Source organism: Pseudomonas sp. 2FG (genome assembly GCF_005502935.1).
Classification (GTDB): Bacteria; Pseudomonadota; Gammaproteobacteria; order Pseudomonadales; family Pseudomonadaceae; genus Aquipseudomonas.
The window spans coordinates 303919-320024 of the sequence record NZ_SCMP01000001.1 but is presented as its reverse complement, the minus strand read 5'-3'; the positions used below and the strand labels follow the sequence as shown (position 1 = coordinate 320024).

Here is a 16106-nt window from a genome sequence, read left to right as displayed (position 1 = left end):
CGCCGGCTCAGTCGCATTCGATGGACCAGCAGAAGGGCGCCGTTATTGATGATTCCCTCGCTCCAGCGTGGGGGTGATCGTGAGGAATAGAAAAGGGGGATGGCGCCAGGCGCCATCCCCCTTGGTGTTAGCCGTTGCCGCCTACCCGGCAGCGGCCAAGCGCTTTAGAAGTGGTATTTCACCAGCGCCTGTACGGCAGCCTGGTCGAAACCATCGCCGGAGCCGTCGACGGGTTTGAGGCCGTACTTGTTGTGCCACATGTTCAGCTCGGTGCCGACGTAGAGTGTGCGCTCTTCGCCGAACAGGGCCTTGCCCGCATCCCATTTGACCTGGATCGAGGAGCCGAGCGAGGTCTGGGTGCCGGCATCCTTGGAAGGGCTGCGCCAATCGATGTAGCCGTCGACGACGAAGCTCTGCTTGCCGACGCTGAAGGGGTAGGCGCCAGCGACGGTCAGCTGCTCGGCATAGCCTGGGCCGCTGGTGTCGGCGAAGAACACGTGGTCGTTGATCTTGACCCGATACAGGTTGGTCTGTAGGAAGGCGAAGCCGGGCACATTCCAGTCCAGACCAATACCGTACAGGTAGTTTTCGGTGCCGGGGCCGCCATTGCCTTTTTCATACACGAAGGCGGCCAGGACGTCCTTCAGCGGGCCGACCGAGAGGCTTTGGCCGGTCAGCCAGCTGCCGCTGACCCGGGGATTAATCTCCATGTAGTAGAAGCTGTCGTTCTCACTGGCATGGAAGGTGCCCTGCTCAAAGCTGCCGCCGTACTGGAGGTTGTCCGCATCGATGTAGTCGTAGAAGGCAAAGATGTCGCCCCACTTCCAGCCGCTGGCGTGCTCGAAGCTATAGGTAGTTTGCGAGCGCTGTTCTTCGGCGTCGAAGTTCATTTCGTTGAAGTTGCTGCCATTCAGGTAGGTCAGGCTATTGTCTTGCCAGTGCAGCAGGTCGCCGGCGATGGCCGCCTGGCTACCGGTAAACAGACCAGCTGACAGGGCGAGGCAGTGTGGTAGGTGCTTCAGGTTCATACGGTTTTCCTTGTTGTAGTGGTTTACAGGGCTTCTCATCCCGAGCGTTGGCCGCTGCACTGACGTGCGTTGCAGGTTAGTGCGTTGGCCGTCTCCAGGGGTGAAGAGGGGACCGGCGCCCCATGCCTCAGCTCGATAGGCTGGTGGGTGCTGGCCGGGTTAGGGGGTTCGCTAGGCTTGGGTTGCTGATGGCGGACAGGCGCATGCCTTGCAGGCAGAGCAGGTCGGAGCCCACCGGGGCGAAGCGGCGCGCCTGGATGAAGGTGCCGAGGCCGGAAACGAACAGCGCCATGCTGATCGGGTAGGGCGCCTCACTCAGCAGGCCGAGGGCGCCACCGATGATCAGGGTGACGATGCCGCCGAAGCTCGCCAGCACCTGTTGCAGGGCGGCGAAGATCGCTGCGCTGAAGTGCGGCCGGTCTTCCAGGCCATAGATAAGGTCGGAGCCGTTGTTGCTACGTGAGCTAGCGGGTGTGGTCATGGTTAGCCTGCCAATTATTTTTATTCGGTCATGGGCTTACGCGAGAGGGCTATTGCTCCCCTCGCCTGATCGAACGGCAAAGCTGTTCGATCGGTCAGGTTGCGAAGACTATAACTAGTTGTGGACATTTTGAATAACAATTTATTTGATAATTGTGTACAGAATTTTGGGCGATTTTTCGGGCGGGAGTGAAGGCGGGGAAGGACTGCTAGCGGGGGGCGGTGTAGCTGGGAAATACAGGGATGGACGCCGATGGCGCGCCGCCTCTCCCCATTGGGGAGAGGCTAGGGAGAGGGGGTGACCTTCAGCAAATGGATCAGTTGGTCTGAGCGCCTCCGGCAATCCAGGCGCCGATCAGGTCGCGCTCCTCCTGAGTCATCTGGGTGATGTTGCCCAGCGGCATGGTTTGCGTGGCGACAGCCTGGGCCTGGATCTTCGCCGCCAGCTGCTGGATCTGCTGCGGGGTATCGAACATCACCCCGGCAGGTGCGCTGCTGAACATCGGGCTGGTCGGCTTGGCCGAGTGACAGACGGTGCAACGCTCTTGAATCACGCTATGCACTTTGTCGAAACCGGCGGCGGCTTGAGTCGGTGCGGCGCTGGCTGCTGCTGGCGCCTTAGCCGGTGCGGCAGGGGTTGTCGCTGCGGGCTTGGCGCCGCTGATCGCGGTTGCCGGAATGGGCGCGTATTCGATGACTGCGGTTTTCGCCACCGCAGGGCTGGTCGACTTCAGGCTCGGGCCGGTGACGAAGGCCAGGCAGATCATGCCCAGTGCGCCGGCTGGCAGGGTCCAGGCGAACTTGTTGCTGTCGTGACGGGTGTTGAAGTAGTGACGCACCAACACCGCCAACACCGCGATCCCGGCCAGGATCAGCCAGTTGTACTGGCTGCCGTAAGTGCTCGGGAAGTGGTTGCTGATCATGATGAACAGCACCGGCAGGGTGAAGTAGTTGTTGTGGCGCGAACGCAGCAGACCCTTGGCCGGTAGGGCCGGGTCCGGCGTGCGGTTCTCTTCGATGGCCTTAACCAGCGCGCGTTGTGCCGGCATGATGGTGAAGAACACGTTGCCGACCATGATGGTGCCGATGATGGCGCCGACATGCAGGTAGGCTGCGCGGCCACTGAAGATGATGCTGAAGCCATAAGCCGCAGCGATCAGCAGGACGAACAGCACCGCACCGAGCAGGGCCGGTTGTTTGCCCAGGGCCGAGTCGCAGAGGAAGTGGTACGCCACATAGCCTGCAACCAGCGAGCCGAGGCCGATGGCGATGGCGATGGCCGGTGCCATGTCACTGCCGGGGGCGATCAGGTACAGGCTCGGGTTGAGGTAATAGACCACCATCAACAGTGCGACACCCGACATCCAGGTGAAATAGGCTTCCCATTTGAACCAATGCAGGTTGTCCGGCATTTTCGGCGGAGCCAGCTTGTACTTTTCCAGGTGATAGATGCCGCCACCGTGGATCGCCCACAGGTCGCCGGCCAGCCCATCCCGAGGGTTGACGCGATTCAGGTTGTTTTCCAACCAGACGAAATAGAACGAGGCACCGATCCAGGCGATGCCGGTGATCATGTGTACCCAGCGAATGCTCAGATTCAGCCATTCAATCAGATGTGCTTCCACAGTCTTTTCCTCTTTCACCTGTCACCGGCACGCCGGCTTCCAGGTCTTCTCTTATTGGTGGGGGGTGAGGAGCAAACACTCATCCTCGGTAAAAAAATGCTCATCGCAGTTGTTGCCAGAACCACTGCGATCAACCACCAGGAAGTCATCCCGCTTTTCGATCGTCAGCACCGGGTGGTGCCAGACGCCGCGATGGTAATTGACGCCCTGCCTGCCATTACTGCGGAAGGCCCGGACTAACTCTGATTCAGGTGCGTCGCCAAGTGGCGCGACCACGATCAGAAAGGGGTTGCCGAGCAGCGGTATGAAGGCCTGGCTGCCCAGCGGATGACGCTCCAGCATGCGTATGCTCACCGGCATGTCCAGGGCTTGGGCGCTGAAGATGCTGATGATCGCCTTATCCTCCGGCTGCGCGGTCTCGACCGTGGCCAGTTTGTGATAGCGGCGAGTGGAACCGTTGTTGATCATGAAGTGATCGCTGCCTTCGGTTTCGATGACATCACCGAAGGGGGCGAAGGCTTCTTTGCTCAGCGGCTCGATTTTCAGGGTACGCATGTTGGTTCTGCTTATCGTAGGTTTCAAATACTCGTCATCCCCGCGAACGCGGGGATCCAGGGATTCTGGGTTCCCGCGTTCGCGGGAACGACGGAGGCTGTTTACTTCGCCACTTTGCCGAACAGGCGCAGACGGCTGATACCACCATCGGGGAACACGTTGATGCGCACGTGCGTCACCGGGCCGAGGGCCTTGATCTGCTCGGCGAACTCATGCTCGGCGTGCATCGAGAGCTTCTGGTTCGGCAGCAGTTCGCGCCAGAACAGGCTTTGGGTCTCGATCTGGCTGTCGGTGCCGCCTTTGACAAAGGCCGCCTGAATCGAGCAGCTGTCCGGGTAGTTGCCTTTGAAGTGTAGGGTGTCGACCACGATGCGCTGGATCTCGCCCGGGTGACCGAGGGCAACTATCACCCAGTCGTTGCCCGGCGTACGGCGGCGCGCGGTTTCCCAGCCGTCGCCCATGTTGATGCCGCGGCCCGGGTTGAGGATGTTGCTCATGCGCCCGAAGTGTTCGTCCGAGCAGGCCAGGGCGCGGCCGCCGTTCAGGGCGCTAGCCAGGTCGAGCTGTTCGTTGCCGCCCACCGAGGACCAGTCGCGGAACGGGATGCCGTAGACGCGCAGACGGGCTACGCCACCGTCCGGGTAGATGTTGAAGCGCAGGTGGGTCCAGGCCTGGTCGTTGTTGATATCGTGGTAGTGGTGGCTGTTGCCTTGCAGCTCGACGGCGCTCAGCACTTCGGTCCACTGGGTCGCTTCGCTCGGGTCGCCTTCGACCACGAAGCAGGCTTCGAGGGAGGCGGACGGCGGGAAGTTGCCGGTGAAGAAGCTGGTGTCGATATCCACACCCTTGATCGAACCCGGCACACCCAGGCGGATCACGGCGCTGTCGTAACCTTCGAAGCGCTTGCGGCGCGACTCCCAGCCATCCATCCACTTGCCGTTGTCATCGAACACGCCTTCTTTCCACACCGCCGGGGTCGGCTGGAACAGGCGGTTGACGTCGGCGAACCAGTCATCGGTGACGGAGATGGCTTGGGTGCCGAGGCGGGCATCGGCGAGGTTGACGAACTTCTCGAAGGGTACGGCGTAAGCTTTCATTGGTTGTCTGCCTTACTTAGGGGCGGGAGAGGTGGCGGCCTGTCTGTGGCTTACAGGGTTTGCAGCCGGAACAGCGCGATCTTGTTGATCTCGGCCAGCGCCCGGGTGAACTCGGCGTCCGTCGAGTTATGAATGCGCTCTTCGAATGCCGCCAGGATCTGGTGCCGATTGCTGCCTTTAACCGCCATGATGAAGGGAAACGCGAACTTCGCCTTGTAGGCGTCGTTCAGCTCGGTGAAGCGCTGAAACTCTTCGGCCGTGCATTCGTGGATGCCGGCACCGGATTGCTCCGAGGTGCTGGCCTGGGTCAGTTCACCGCGCACCGCGGCTTTACCGGCCAGATCCGGGTGGGCATTGATCAGGGCCAGTTGCGCGGCCTTGTCGGCGCTCAGCAGGATATCGGCCATGCGTTGGTGCAGGCCGTCGATAGTGTCAATGCTGGCATCCAGGCCCAGGTCAAAAGCCTTTTCGGCGACCCAGGGCGAGTGTTCGTAGATGTCGGCGAAGGCCGCGACGAAGGCTTCGCGGGTTAGCTGCGAAGGTGTCAGGGTCTGGAAGCGGCTCATTTAGAGCTCTCCTGTTTGCAAGGCTGCTTTTGAAAAGGATATTTCGCGTGCCAGTGGCGGGCGATATCGACGCGGCGGGTGAACCAGACCTGCTCATGGCTTTGCGCGTATTCGATGAAACGTTGCAGGGCCGCCAGGCGCGCCGGCCGGCCGATCAAGCGGCAGTGCAGGCCGATGGACAGCATCTTCGGCGCCTCGGCACCTTCTGCGTAGAGCACGTCGAAGGCGTCTTTCAGATAGGTATAGAAGTCGTCGCCGCTGTTGAAGCCCTGCACCTGGGTGAAGCGCATGTCATTGGTGTCCAGGGTGTAGGGAATCACCAGGTGCGCGTTGCCAGTCGGGTTGTTGCTTTCCCAGTAGGGTAGGTCGTCGTCGTAGGTGTCGGAGTCATAGAGGAAGCCACCTTCCTCCATCACCAGGCGGCGGGTATTCGGGCCGGTGCGGCCGGTGTACCAGCCCAGCGGACGCTCCCCGGTGATCTCGGTGAGGATGCGGATGGCTTCGAGCATGTGCTCGCGTTCCTGGGCCTCGTCCATGTACTGATAGTCGATCCAGCGGTAGCCGTGGCTGCAGATCTCGTGGCCGGCGGCGGCCATGGCGCGGATCAGCTCCGGATGGCGCTGGGCGGCCATGGCCACGGCGAAGACGGTCAGCGGGATATCGAACTTCTTGAACAGTTTGAGGATGCGCCAGACGCCGGTACGGCTACCGTATTCGTAGAGCGATTCCATGCTCATGTTGCGCGCGCCTTGCAGCGGCTGCGCGGAGACCATCTCGGAGAGGAAGGCTTCGGATTCTTGATCGCCGTGGAGGATGTTGCGCTCGCCGCCTTCCTCGTAATTCAGCACGAAGGAGATCGCCAGGCGCGCGTCGCCCGGCCAGTGCGGATGGGGAGGGTTGTTGCCGTAACCGATCAGGTCGCGAGGGTAGTCAGCGCTCACTGCAGTCTTCCTTCTTATAGATGTTGCGATCGCTGTGGGTGCCTGAGGGGTTCGGGCGTGGGCGATCGTGATGGGATGATTGTATACAAAGTGAATGGGGTTTTGTAAATCTAAAATTTCACTGTTTCTCGCTGCAATGTGCTCGCGGACAGAATAGCTGGGTGCTCAGGCGTTGCCGCTTTAAGCGGGAAGGGGCTGAGAGCGCTAGACCCTATGGTAAAGGCGAGGCTCGGATTCATGCCGGCTACAGGTAAAATTATTGTGTACAATTTTAAATTAAAGTGTCCTATATTTTACAGGCGACATGTTATGCTGGGCTCGCGCCGGGGCTGTGGCCTGTGCGGCGTACCGAATTCAACTGAGTAAAGGAGGCGTGGTGTCTGTGTGTTCGCTCGGCGAGCGTAGAGTGCGCGCAGATGCCCTGAACCAATGGGACGTTTAACGACGCATGTATTGGATGCCGCGCACGGCTGCCCTGGCAGCGCGATCAAGGTCGAGTTGTATCGGGTCGAGGCCGAACGGCTGGAGCTGATTGCAACCGTGCTGACCAACCACGATGGCCGCTGCGATGCGCCGATCCTGCAGGGCGCTGACTACGTCAGCGGGGTCTACCAGCTGCAGTTCCACGCCGGTGACTACTACCGTGCCCGTGGAGTCGAGTTGCCCAACCCAGCCTTCTTGGATGTTGTAGTGCTGCGCTTCGGCATCAGCGCCGAACAGGATCACTACCACGTACCGCTGCTGATTTCGCCTTACAGCTATTCCACCTACCGCGGTAGTTAGTGGCCTGTGTGGCTAGTTCAATTAGTCAATTTCGGCGCCTGAAACCCCGATACGGCGTTGCCGCTCCTCGCCATAGCCCTGCTATGGCTCGTCGCCGCGCCTTGTCTCAGGGCTCCAGGCATCCGAACTTGAGTTAACCAACTAGCCGTACAGGCCATTAGGCCGCGAGCACGGTTACCCTCGACTCCTTTGGAAGAGTTTTTAGCCCGCTCACACTGCGGGCTTTTTTTCGTTCTCTATTTGTCGGCGGCTAGGCGGGCTTAGGGCCAGTCCTATCCCGTTGGCTTGGCAGCGAATTGGGTACTGGCCGACTCCTGGTTTGGAGGCGGACGCCGCTCCGTCCGCTACTGCTTTTTTACCAGGCGCCACGAAAACTCTGCTATCCCCAAGTATCCCCGTCATTCCCGCTAGGTTCTGTTGACGCGAGCCCGCCGCCAGTCCCTGCTGGTCGGTGGCGCTGTGCGCACTGACCGGCATCCCCGGCGAGCACGACCCGCACCAGCATTTAAGCGCCGAGCCTGACGAACGGCCGGAGTGGTCTAAGCTTTTTTCATCGAGTCATAGTGCCAGTAGTGGCAAGGACTCAGCAGTGCATGTCAGTAATCCCTGAATCTCCAGCAAACCGGCAACTCGAACAGATCAGGACTAACTTCATGACCGAGCCTCTGCTCAGCTTCGATGAACTCAAGCGTGCTGCCGCTAGCGGCGAGATCGACACGGTATTGGCCTGCATGGTCGATATGCAGGGGCGCCTGGTCGGCAAGCGCTTCCAGGTCGAGTTTTTCCTCGACAGCGGCCATGAAGAAACCCACTGCTGTAATTACCTGCTGGCCGACGACATCGACATGGAGCCGGTGCCGGGTTACGCCGCCGCCAGTTGGTCTAAGGGCTATGGCGATTTCGTGCTGAAGCCCGACATGGCCACCTTGCGCCGCGTGCCTTGGCTGGAGTGCACGGCGCTGGTGCTCTGCGATGTGCTCGATCACCACCATAGGCGGGACTTGCCCCACAGCCCGCGGGCAATCCTGAAAAAGCAGGTAGAGCGCCTGCGCGAGCGTGGCTACACCGGCATGTTTGCCTCTGAACTGGAGTTCTACCTGTTCGACGAGAGCTACGAGGCGGTTCACAACAAGAACTACCAGAACCCGAAGACGGCCGGCCACTACATCGAGGATTACAACATCCTGCAGACCACCCGCGAGGAGCCGGTGCTGCGGGCGATCCGCAAGCATCTGCAGGCATCCGGCGTTCCGGTGGAAAACTCCAAGGGCGAATGGGGGCCGGGCCAGGAGGAGATCAACGTCCGTTATGCCGACGCCCTGACCATGGCCGACCGCCACGTCATCATCAAACATGCCTGCAAAGAGATCGCGCAGCTGCAGGGCAAGGCGATCACCTTCATGGCCAAGTGGCGCTACGACCTGGCCGGCTCCAGCGGCCATATCCACGGTTCGCTGTGGGACAAGAGTGCCAAGAAGCCGCTGTTCTTCGACCCCAAGGCCGAATTCGGCATGTCGAAGCTGATGCGCTCCTGGGTTGCCGGACAGCTCAAATACGCCAACGACATCACCTATTTTCTCGCGCCCTATATCAACTCGTACAAGCGCTTCCAGGCCGGCACCTTCGCGCCGACGCGGGCGGTGTGGAGCCGGGACAATCGCACCGCCGGCTTCCGTTTGTGCGCCGAAGGCAGCAAGGCCATCCGCATGGAGTGCCGCATCGGCGGCGCCGACCTCAATCCCTATCTGGCCTTCGCCGCCTTGATCGCCGCGGGCCTGGCCGGCATCGACGAACAGCTCAGCCTGGCGGCGCCCTACGAGGGCGATGCCTACCTCGACGAGCAGTTGCCGGAAGTGTCGAAGACCCTGCGCGATGCCACCGCTGCGCTCAGGGCATCGGCCATGTTGCGGCAGGCGTTCGGCGACGAAGTGATCGACCACTATGCGCACACCGCCGACTGGGAGCAGAAGGAATATGACCGGCGGATAACCGACTGGGAACTGCGGCGCGGCTTCGAGCGCTATTGAGAAACCTATGACGGCGATGATGCAACTCATCTCACCGGTCGATGGCCGGGTCTACGCCGAACGCCGCTGTGCCGATGCGGCGCAGATCGAGCTCGCGCTGGCGGCTGCCTCAGCCGCCCAGGCGCAATGGCAGCGCCGGCCACTCGCCGAGCGTGCCGCCTATTGCAGCGCCGCGGTGGACGCGATGCTGGCGATGCGCGATGAGATCGTGCCGGAATTGGCCTGGCAGATGGGCCGCCCGGTGTGTTTTGGCGCGGGCGAGCTACGCGGCTTCGAAGAGCGCGCCCGCCATATGATCGCCATCGCGCCTGAAGCCCTGGCTACAGTCGAACCCTCCCCAATCGCGGGTTTTCGTCGCCATATCAAGCGCGAACCGCTGGGCACCGTGCTGGTCATCGCACCCTGGAATTACCCCTACCTGACGGCGGTGAACTCAATCATCCCGGCGCTGATGGCCGGCAACAGCGTGATCCTCAAGCACGCCTCGCAAACGCTGCTGGTCGGCGAGCGTTTCGCCGAGGCGTTGCGCCGCGCCAATCTGCCAGCGGGGTTGTTCCACAACCTGCTGCTCGAGCATGGGCAGACCGCCGCGATCATCGCCTCCGGGCGGGTGCAGCAGGTGAACTTCACCGGCTCGGTCGGCGCCGGCAAGGCGATGGAGCTAGCCGCTGCGGGTCGCTTCCTCGGCCTGGGGCTGGAGCTCGGCGGCAAAGATCCGGCCTACGTGCGGGCCGACGCCAACCTCGAACAGGCGGTGGAAAACCTGGTGGACGGCAGCTTCTTCAACTCCGGGCAGAGCTGCTGCGCCATCGAGCGTATCTATGTCGATGAGAAAATTTACCCGGCCTTCGTCGAGCGCTTCGTCGCCTTGACCCGCCAATACGTGCTCGGCAATCCGTTGGACGAGGCCACTACCCTCGGCCCGCTGATCAATCCGGGTGCCGCCGAATTCGTCCGTGGGCAGATCGCCGAAGCGCTGGCGTTGGGGGCCAAGGCGCTGATCGATGCAAAGACCTTTCCCGCCGATGCACCGGGCAGCGCCTACCTCGCGCCGCAGGTGCTGGTGGACGTCACCCATCGGATGTCGGTGATGCGCGATGAGAGCTTCGGCCCGGTGGTCGGCATCATGCCGGTGGCCAGCGACGAAGAAGCCATCGCCTTGATGAACGACAGCGAGTTCGGCCTCAGCGCGTCCATCTGGACTCAGGATCTCGAGGCGGCCGAACGTATCGGCGACGAGATCGCCACCGGCACCGTCTTCATGAATCGCTGCGACTACCTGGACCCGGCCCTGGCCTGGACCGGGGTGAAGAACAGCGGCCGCGGCGCCACGCTGTCGCGCCTCGGCTACGAAACCCTGACCCGGCCGAAATCTTTCCATCTGCGCCACGAGATCTAAGAACATGTTCAAGATCGTCGCGAGCGCAGCAGATATTGAAGAGGTTCTGAGCATGAGCCTGACCGCCAACTGGAACTACCCCACGAGCATCCGCTTCGGCGTCGGCCGTATCGCCGAGCTGGTCGAGACCTGTCGCAGTCAAGGTATCCAACGACCGCTGCTAGTCACCGACAGTGGCCTGGCGCGCGCGCCGATCACCACGGCGACGCTGGAGTCTTTGCGCGCCGGCGGCCTCGCGGTGGCGCTGTTTTCCGACCTCAAACCCAATCCGATCGAAGCCAACCTGGCTGGGGGGCTCGATGCCTACCGTGCCGGCAAGCACGATGGTGTGGTCGCCTTCGGCGGCGGCAGCGGCCTGGATATGGGCAAGCTCATCGCCTTCATGAGCGGCCAGACCCGGCCGGTGTGGGATTTCGAAGACATAGGCGATTACTGGACGCGCGCCGACGAAGGCGGCATTGCCCCAGTCATAGCTGTGCCGACCACCGCCGGTACCGGTTCCGAAGTGGGCCGTGCGGCGGTGATCATCGACGAGCGCACGCACACCAAGCGCATCATCTTCCATCCGAAGATGATGCCGCGCGTGGTCATCAGCGACCCGGCCCTGAGCGTCGGCATGCCAGCGAAGATCACCGCCGGCACCGGCATGGATGCCTTTGCCCATTGCCTGGAGGCCTACTGCGCGCCGGGTTTCCATCCCATGGCCGACGGCATCGCGGTGGAAGGCATACGCCTGGTGGCCAATGCCCTGGTGCGGGCGGTACGCACCCCCTCCGACCTCGACGCGCGGGCGCAAATGCTGGCCGCCGCGGCGATGGGTGCCACCGCATTCCAGAAAGGCCTGGGCGGCATGCACGCGCTCGCGCATCCGGTGGGCGCCCTGTACGACACCCATCACGGCATGACCAATGCCACCTTCATGCCCTATGTGTTGCAGTTCAATCGTGCCGCCATCGAGGAACGTATCACGCGCCTGGCGGCTTACCTGCGCCTGCCGGCCCCGGGCTTCGACAGTTTCCTGGCCTTCGTGCTCAAGCTGCGCAAGGACATCGGCGTGCCCCATACGCTGCCTGAGCTGGGGGTGGATGACCGGCAGGCCGATCTGATCGCCGACATGGCGATTGTCGACCCTTCCGCCGCCGGCAACCCACGCCCCTTGACGCGGGAAGGTGCCGCCGAGATTTTCGCCGCGGCTTTCCACGGCCGGATTTAGAGCAGTCGTCTGTCCATGGCCTTGGTTCGAGCACGCAGCATGGATGGGTTTTAGCAGGAGCAGTACGACAAGGGGTCGAGTAGCAGGCAGAAGCGAAGCCAGCCCATTCGGCAACGCACAACGCGGATAGATGTGCATCAAAACCTACTAAGGGGCACACATTATGAGTCCAGTAAGCCAACCCGGCGCCACCGCGCCACAAGACGACGACGTCAAGTTGTTGCACAGCATGGGCTATGCCCAGGAACTCTCGCGACGAATGGGCGTTTTCTCCAACTTTGCCATTTCCTTTTCGATCATCTGCATCCTCTCGGGCGGCATCAATTCGCTGGCGCAGGGCACCTCAGGTGCGGGCGGCGCGGCTATCGGCATCGGCTGGCCGCTCGGCTGCATGATCTCCGGCGTTTTCGCCATGGCCATGGCGCAGATATCCTCGGCCTATCCAACCGCAGGCGGCCTCTATCACTGGGGCTCGATCCTCGGTAACCGCTTCACCGGCTGGCTGACAGCCTGGTTCAACCTGCTGGGGCTGGTGACCGTGCTCGGCGCGATCAACGTCGGCACCTATTACTTCTTTTTCGGCGCCTTCGGACCGGCCCTGGGAATGGAAGACACCATCACCACACGGATCATTTTCCTGGCGATCCTGACCGGCATCCAGGCGTTGTGTAACCACTTCGGCATCGGCTTGACCGCGAAACTCACCGACTTTTCGGGCTATCTGATCTTCGCCACGGCGATCGCGCTGACCCTCGTCTGCCTGATAGCGGCGCCCAGCTATGAATTCGTCCGGCTGGTGACCTTCGGCAACTATTCCGGCGAGGCCGGCGGCAACGTCTGGCCCCAAGTCTCGAACAGTTGGATCTTCATGCTCGGCCTGCTCTTGCCGATCTACACCATCACCGGTTATGACGCCTCCGCGCATACCTCCGAGGAGACCCACCAGGCAGCCCATTCGGTGCCGCGTGGCATGGTGATGTCGGTGGTCTGGTCGTTGCTATTCGGCTGGGTCATGCTCTGCTCCTTCGTACTCATGCTGCCGAGCATGGATGAGGCGGCGAAGCAGGGCTGGAACGTGTTCTTCTGGGGGATGGATACTCAGGTGAATCCGACCATCAAGATGGTGCTTTACCTCGCGATTTTCATCTCGCAGTTTCTCTGCGGGTTGGCCACCGTGACCTCGGTCTCGCGCATGATCTTCGCGTTCTCGCGCGACGGCGGCCTACCCTGCTCGAAAGCACTGGCCAAGGTCTCAGCCACCCATCGCAGCCCGGTGGCGGCAATCTGGACCGGGGCGATTCTGGCGGTGCTGTTCGTCTGGGGGTCGTCCCTGGTATCTATCGGCGAGACGCCGGTCTACACGATAGTCGTGTCCTGTACGGTGATCTTCCTGTTCTTCTCCTTCATCATTCCCATAGTGCTCGGCCTGTTCACCTTCGGCACCTCGAAGTGGCCAACCATGGGGCCGTGGAACCTGGGGCGCGGGCTGTACTCGTTGTTCGCGATCCTCTCGATCCTCTCGATGGTGCTGATCTTCGTCATCGGCATTCAGCCGCCGAACGATTGGGCGTTGTACATCACCATCGGCTTTCTGATCCTGACGGCAATCGTCTGGTTCGCCTTCGAAGCGCGACGCTTCCAGGGCCCACCCGTGGGCGATATGATCGCCAAGCGTCAGGCGGAGATCGCCGCCGCTGAAGCGGCTTTGGACAAGTAGCTGAAGCGGCTTTGGACAAGAAAGGGAGCGCTGGTCAGCGCGATGCAAAACGGGGCGCTCAGCGCCCCGTTTCTTTGTGCCGCCCGGCGAGTTCAGGTTAACGCTCGAGTGCCAGGCATGCGCGAATGCCCGCTAGTCAGTCGTGCATGGCCGGGGCTTTGTTGGGGGGGCGCGCCCGACCAGGGCCAGCTCCTGGCTCCAAGCGGCTTAACGACTCAGCAATGAAGCCGTACCCGCCCCGGCGAACAGCCCCGCGCTGATCCGGTTGAACCACACCTGCCCCTTGCCTGAGCGCAGAAAGCGCGCGGCGCCGCGTGCGCTCAGGCCGTAGAACAGCTTGCTGGCCAGGTCGAGCACTGTCCAGGTGGCGATCATCATCAGCAGTTGCGTCAGTAGCGGGCGCTCGGAGCTGATGAATTGCGGCAAGAAGGCGGCGAAAAACAGGATGTCCTTCGGGTTGCTGGCGCCCAGACCAAAGGCCTTCCAGAACATGCTGCGCCAACTTGGGTTGACTGGCTGCTCTTCGGCGTTCGCCGGTTTGGCCGCCTGGCGCGATTCGCCCCAACTTTGCCAGGCGAGATAGAACAGATAGAGCGCACCGACGATTTTCAACCCGCTGAAGAGTCTTTCCGAGGCGAGCAGCAAGGCACCGAGCCCGAGGGCGGAGGCGCTGAGCAGGCAGATCGAGGCGCTGACGCCGCCGAGAAAGGCCGGCAAGGAGCGGCGCAGCCCATAGTTCAGGCTGTTGCTGACCATCAGCAAGGACAGTGGACCGGGGATCAGAATCACGATCAGCGCGGCGCTGCTGAACAGCAGCCAGGTTTCCAGGCTCATTTTACTTTTCTCCAGCTGTTGCTTCTCTCCAGATGCAGAAAAGCCCCAGCGCCGGAGCGCTGAGGCTTGCTGTCGCCGAGTTAAACCTTACAGGAAGATGAACTTGGCAATACAGATGGCTGCCAGTGCATAGAGGCTGACGGAAATTTCCTGGCGCTTGCCAGTAAACAACTTCAGTGCCACGAAGGTGATGAAGCCCAGGGCCAGACCATCGGTGACCGAGAAAGTCAGCGGCATCATCACCACGGTGATAATGGCCGGGATGGTGTTGGTGTGGTCTTCCCAGTCGATGTGCGCCATGCCGCTCATCATCAGCATCGCCACATAGATCAGCGCGCCAGCGGTGGCGTAGGCCGGAATCATCCCGGCCAGCGGGGCGAAGAACATCGCGGCGATGAACAGCACGCCGACAGTGACCGCGGTCAGGCCGGTACGACCACCGGCAGCGACGCCTGCGGCACTTTCCACATAGCTGGTGACCGGCGGGCAGCCGACCAGGGCGCCGAGTGCGCTAGAGGTGCTGTCGGCCTTCATCGCCTTGCTCAGGTTCTCGATGTGACCGTTTTTATCGACCAGCTTGGCGCGTTGCGCCACGCCCATCAGGGTGCCGGCGGTGTCGAACATATGCACGAAGAGGAAGGCCAGGATAACGCTGATCATGCCGACGTTGAGGGCACCGGAAATATCCATCGCCAGCCAGGTCGGCGCGATGCTCGGCGGCATGGAGAAGAACCCGCCGAACTCGACCAGCCCCAGACCCCAGCCCGCCAGCGTGACGGTGAGGATGCTGATCAGGATGCCACCGAACACGCGGTGGTGCTCGAGCACGGCGATCATCAGGAAGCAGATCGCCGCCAGCAGTGGGCCGGCGGAGGTCAGGTCACCCAGCTTGATCAGCGTGGCCGGGCTGGCGACCACGATGCCGGCGGTTTTCAGACCGATCAGACCGAGGAACAACCCGACCCCGGCGCCCATCGCAAAGCGCAGGCTGCTGGGGATGCTATTGAGCAGCCATTCACGAATATTCGTGAAGGTCAGGATCATGAACAGGATGCCGGAGAGGAACACCGCGCCGAGGGCGATCTGCCAGCTGTAACCCATGGTGCCGACCACGGTGTAGGTGAAGAACGCGTTGAGGCCCATGCCCGGTGCCAGGCCAACCGGCCAGTTGGCGTAGAGGCCCATCAGGAAGCAACCGAAGGCAGCGGCGATACAGGTGGCGACGAACGCCGCACCGTGGTCGATGCCGGCATCGGCCATGATGTTGGGGTTAACGAAAATGATGTAGGCCATGGTGATGAAGGTAGTCAGGCCGGCGGCTAGCTCGGTTTTGACTGTGGTGCCATGCAGGCTCAGTTTGAACAGACGTTCAAGCAGGCCAGGGCTAGCGGGGTTCGCGGCATATATTTGTTCTTGTTTAGTGCTTTCCACAGCGGGTACTCCTCATCTCTTGTATTTGTTCACCGAGAGCCGGTGGTGTTGCTGCAGCGGCTCTCTGAGGCAGGTGGTATGGATGGTGCGCTTGCTGGTTCGGTTTGTTGACTCTCTAGTCAGGAAGTCACACGAGCCGGATTATGCGTTTGTATACAAAAAAAGCAAATAATGTTTTCACTGTTGCGTAAATCGCACCGCTGGATTGTGGATATATGGAGAGATGGATTGTGCGCGACAATCGAGCCTCACTATTTATATAAATTCCTTTAAAAACATATAGATAGAATTTTTCGTGAGGACTTTAAGGCGCGTTGTGGACTGCTTGTGGCGGGTTTAAGCGGCATAAATCGCGAAGCCATAGCGGGAAAACGCCATGCGTAGAGAGATTTTTTCTAGGCGCGCTCGGC

Annotated in this window: 13 protein-coding genes and 1 pseudogene; 5 read left to right on the top strand and 9 right to left on the bottom strand. The window is 61.4% G+C overall.

Going from position 1 to position 16106, the window contains the following annotated elements:
- Positions 1 to 164: 164 nt before the first annotated feature.
- The 7 genes and pseudogenes from FFS13_RS01405 to puuE all read right to left on the bottom strand — a co-directional run bounded on the left by FFS13_RS01405 (position 165) and on the right by puuE (position 6292).
- Complete coding sequence (locus tag FFS13_RS01405) at positions 165 to 1028, bottom strand: outer membrane protein OmpK (protein ID WP_137817338.1); 864 nt, start codon at positions 1026 to 1028, stop codon at positions 165 to 167.
- A 184-nt stretch (positions 1029 to 1212) separates the two neighbouring features.
- A pseudogene (locus FFS13_RS01400) lies at positions 1213 to 1509 on the bottom strand (solute carrier family 23 protein); the annotation flags it as partial.
- 316 nt (positions 1510 to 1825) lie between these two features.
- Entirely contained in the window at positions 1826 to 3133 is a 1308-nt protein-coding gene (locus FFS13_RS01395; RefSeq protein WP_137817337.1) for a urate hydroxylase PuuD, read from the bottom strand.
- A 51-nt stretch (positions 3134 to 3184) separates the two neighbouring features.
- Complete coding sequence (locus FFS13_RS01390; RefSeq protein ID WP_137817336.1) at positions 3185 to 3688, bottom strand: ureidoglycolate lyase; 504 nt, start codon at positions 3686 to 3688, stop codon at positions 3185 to 3187.
- A 101-nt stretch (positions 3689 to 3789) separates the two neighbouring features.
- On the bottom strand, positions 3790 to 4785 hold the full coding sequence (gene alc / locus FFS13_RS01385; protein ID WP_137817335.1) for an allantoicase: 996 nt from the start codon (positions 4783 to 4785) through the stop codon (positions 3790 to 3792).
- Between the two features lie 50 nt (positions 4786 to 4835).
- Positions 4836 to 5351: a 2-oxo-4-hydroxy-4-carboxy-5-ureidoimidazoline decarboxylase gene (uraD, locus tag FFS13_RS01380; RefSeq protein WP_137817334.1), complete on the bottom strand. Its 516-nt coding sequence runs from the start codon at positions 5349 to 5351 to the stop codon at positions 4836 to 4838.
- Positions 5348 to 6292, bottom strand: coding sequence for an allantoinase PuuE (puuE, locus tag FFS13_RS01375; protein ID WP_137817333.1), 945 nt, complete (start codon positions 6290 to 6292; stop codon positions 5348 to 5350). The genes uraD and puuE overlap by 4 nt, the downstream gene beginning before the upstream one ends.
- Before the next feature lie 429 nt (positions 6293 to 6721).
- On the opposite strand from puuE, the gene uraH reads away from it, so the two are divergent.
- The 5 genes from uraH (at position 6722) to FFS13_RS01350 (ending at position 13431) form a co-directional block, all read left to right on the top strand.
- Positions 6722 to 7075, top strand: a complete 354-nt coding sequence (gene uraH / locus FFS13_RS01370) for a hydroxyisourate hydrolase (protein WP_137817332.1) — start codon at positions 6722 to 6724, stop codon at positions 7073 to 7075.
- A 653-nt stretch (positions 7076 to 7728) separates the two neighbouring features.
- Entirely contained in the window at positions 7729 to 9102 is a 1374-nt protein-coding gene (locus FFS13_RS01365) for a glutamine synthetase family protein (protein WP_137817331.1), read from the top strand.
- A 7-nt stretch (positions 9103 to 9109) separates the two neighbouring features.
- Positions 9110 to 10501, top strand: a complete 1392-nt coding sequence (locus FFS13_RS01360; RefSeq protein WP_137817330.1) for an aldehyde dehydrogenase family protein — start codon at positions 9110 to 9112, stop codon at positions 10499 to 10501.
- A gap of 52 nt (positions 10502 to 10553) precedes the next feature.
- A complete protein-coding gene (locus FFS13_RS01355; protein ID WP_137817421.1) occupies positions 10554 to 11714 on the top strand; it encodes an iron-containing alcohol dehydrogenase in 1161 nt (386 codons plus the stop codon).
- Between the two features lie 163 nt (positions 11715 to 11877).
- Complete coding sequence (locus FFS13_RS01350; RefSeq protein WP_137817329.1) at positions 11878 to 13431, top strand: amino acid permease; 1554 nt, start codon at positions 11878 to 11880, stop codon at positions 13429 to 13431.
- Positions 13432 to 13638: 207 nt separating this feature from the next.
- Here FFS13_RS01350 and FFS13_RS01345 read toward each other — a convergent pair whose 3' ends face one another.
- Together FFS13_RS01345 and FFS13_RS01340 are read right to left on the bottom strand one after the other, a co-directional pair.
- Entirely contained in the window at positions 13639 to 14265 is a 627-nt protein-coding gene (locus FFS13_RS01345; RefSeq protein WP_137817328.1) for a LysE family translocator, read from the bottom strand.
- Between the two features lie 87 nt (positions 14266 to 14352).
- Positions 14353 to 15696 carry an NCS2 family permease gene (locus tag FFS13_RS01340; protein ID WP_137817327.1) on the bottom strand — a complete coding sequence of 448 codons (1344 nt, stop codon included), beginning with the start codon at positions 15694 to 15696 and terminating at the stop codon, positions 14353 to 14355.
- Between the last annotated feature and the right edge of the window lie 410 nt (positions 15697 to 16106).

Bases quoted from the DNA above. Each gene is read 5' to 3' on its own strand.
- FFS13_RS01365 (WP_137817331.1), top strand. From the start codon at position 7,729: ATGACCGAGCCTCTGCTCAGCTTCGATGAACTCAAGCGTGCTGCCGCT.
- FFS13_RS01355 (WP_137817421.1), top strand. From the start codon at position 10,554: ATGAGCCTGACCGCCAACTGGAACTACCCCACGAGCATCCGCTTCGGC.
- uraD (WP_137817334.1), bottom strand. From the start codon at position 5,351: ATGAGCCGCTTCCAGACCCTGACACCTTCGCAGCTAACCCGCGAAGCC.
- FFS13_RS01390 (WP_137817336.1), bottom strand. From the start codon at position 3,688: ATGCGTACCCTGAAAATCGAGCCGCTGAGCAAAGAAGCCTTCGCCCCC.
- alc (WP_137817335.1), bottom strand. From the start codon at position 4,785: ATGAAAGCTTACGCCGTACCCTTCGAGAAGTTCGTCAACCTCGCCGAT.
- FFS13_RS01350 (WP_137817329.1), top strand. From the start codon at position 11,878: ATGAGTCCAGTAAGCCAACCCGGCGCCACCGCGCCACAAGACGACGAC.
- FFS13_RS01345 (WP_137817328.1), bottom strand. From the start codon at position 14,265: ATGAGCCTGGAAACCTGGCTGCTGTTCAGCAGCGCCGCGCTGATCGTG.
- FFS13_RS01360 (WP_137817330.1), top strand. From the start codon at position 9,110: ATGACGGCGATGATGCAACTCATCTCACCGGTCGATGGCCGGGTCTAC.
- uraH (WP_137817332.1), top strand. From the start codon at position 6,722: ATGGGACGTTTAACGACGCATGTATTGGATGCCGCGCACGGCTGCCCT.
- FFS13_RS01405 (WP_137817338.1), bottom strand. From the start codon at position 1,028: ATGAACCTGAAGCACCTACCACACTGCCTCGCCCTGTCAGCTGGTCTG.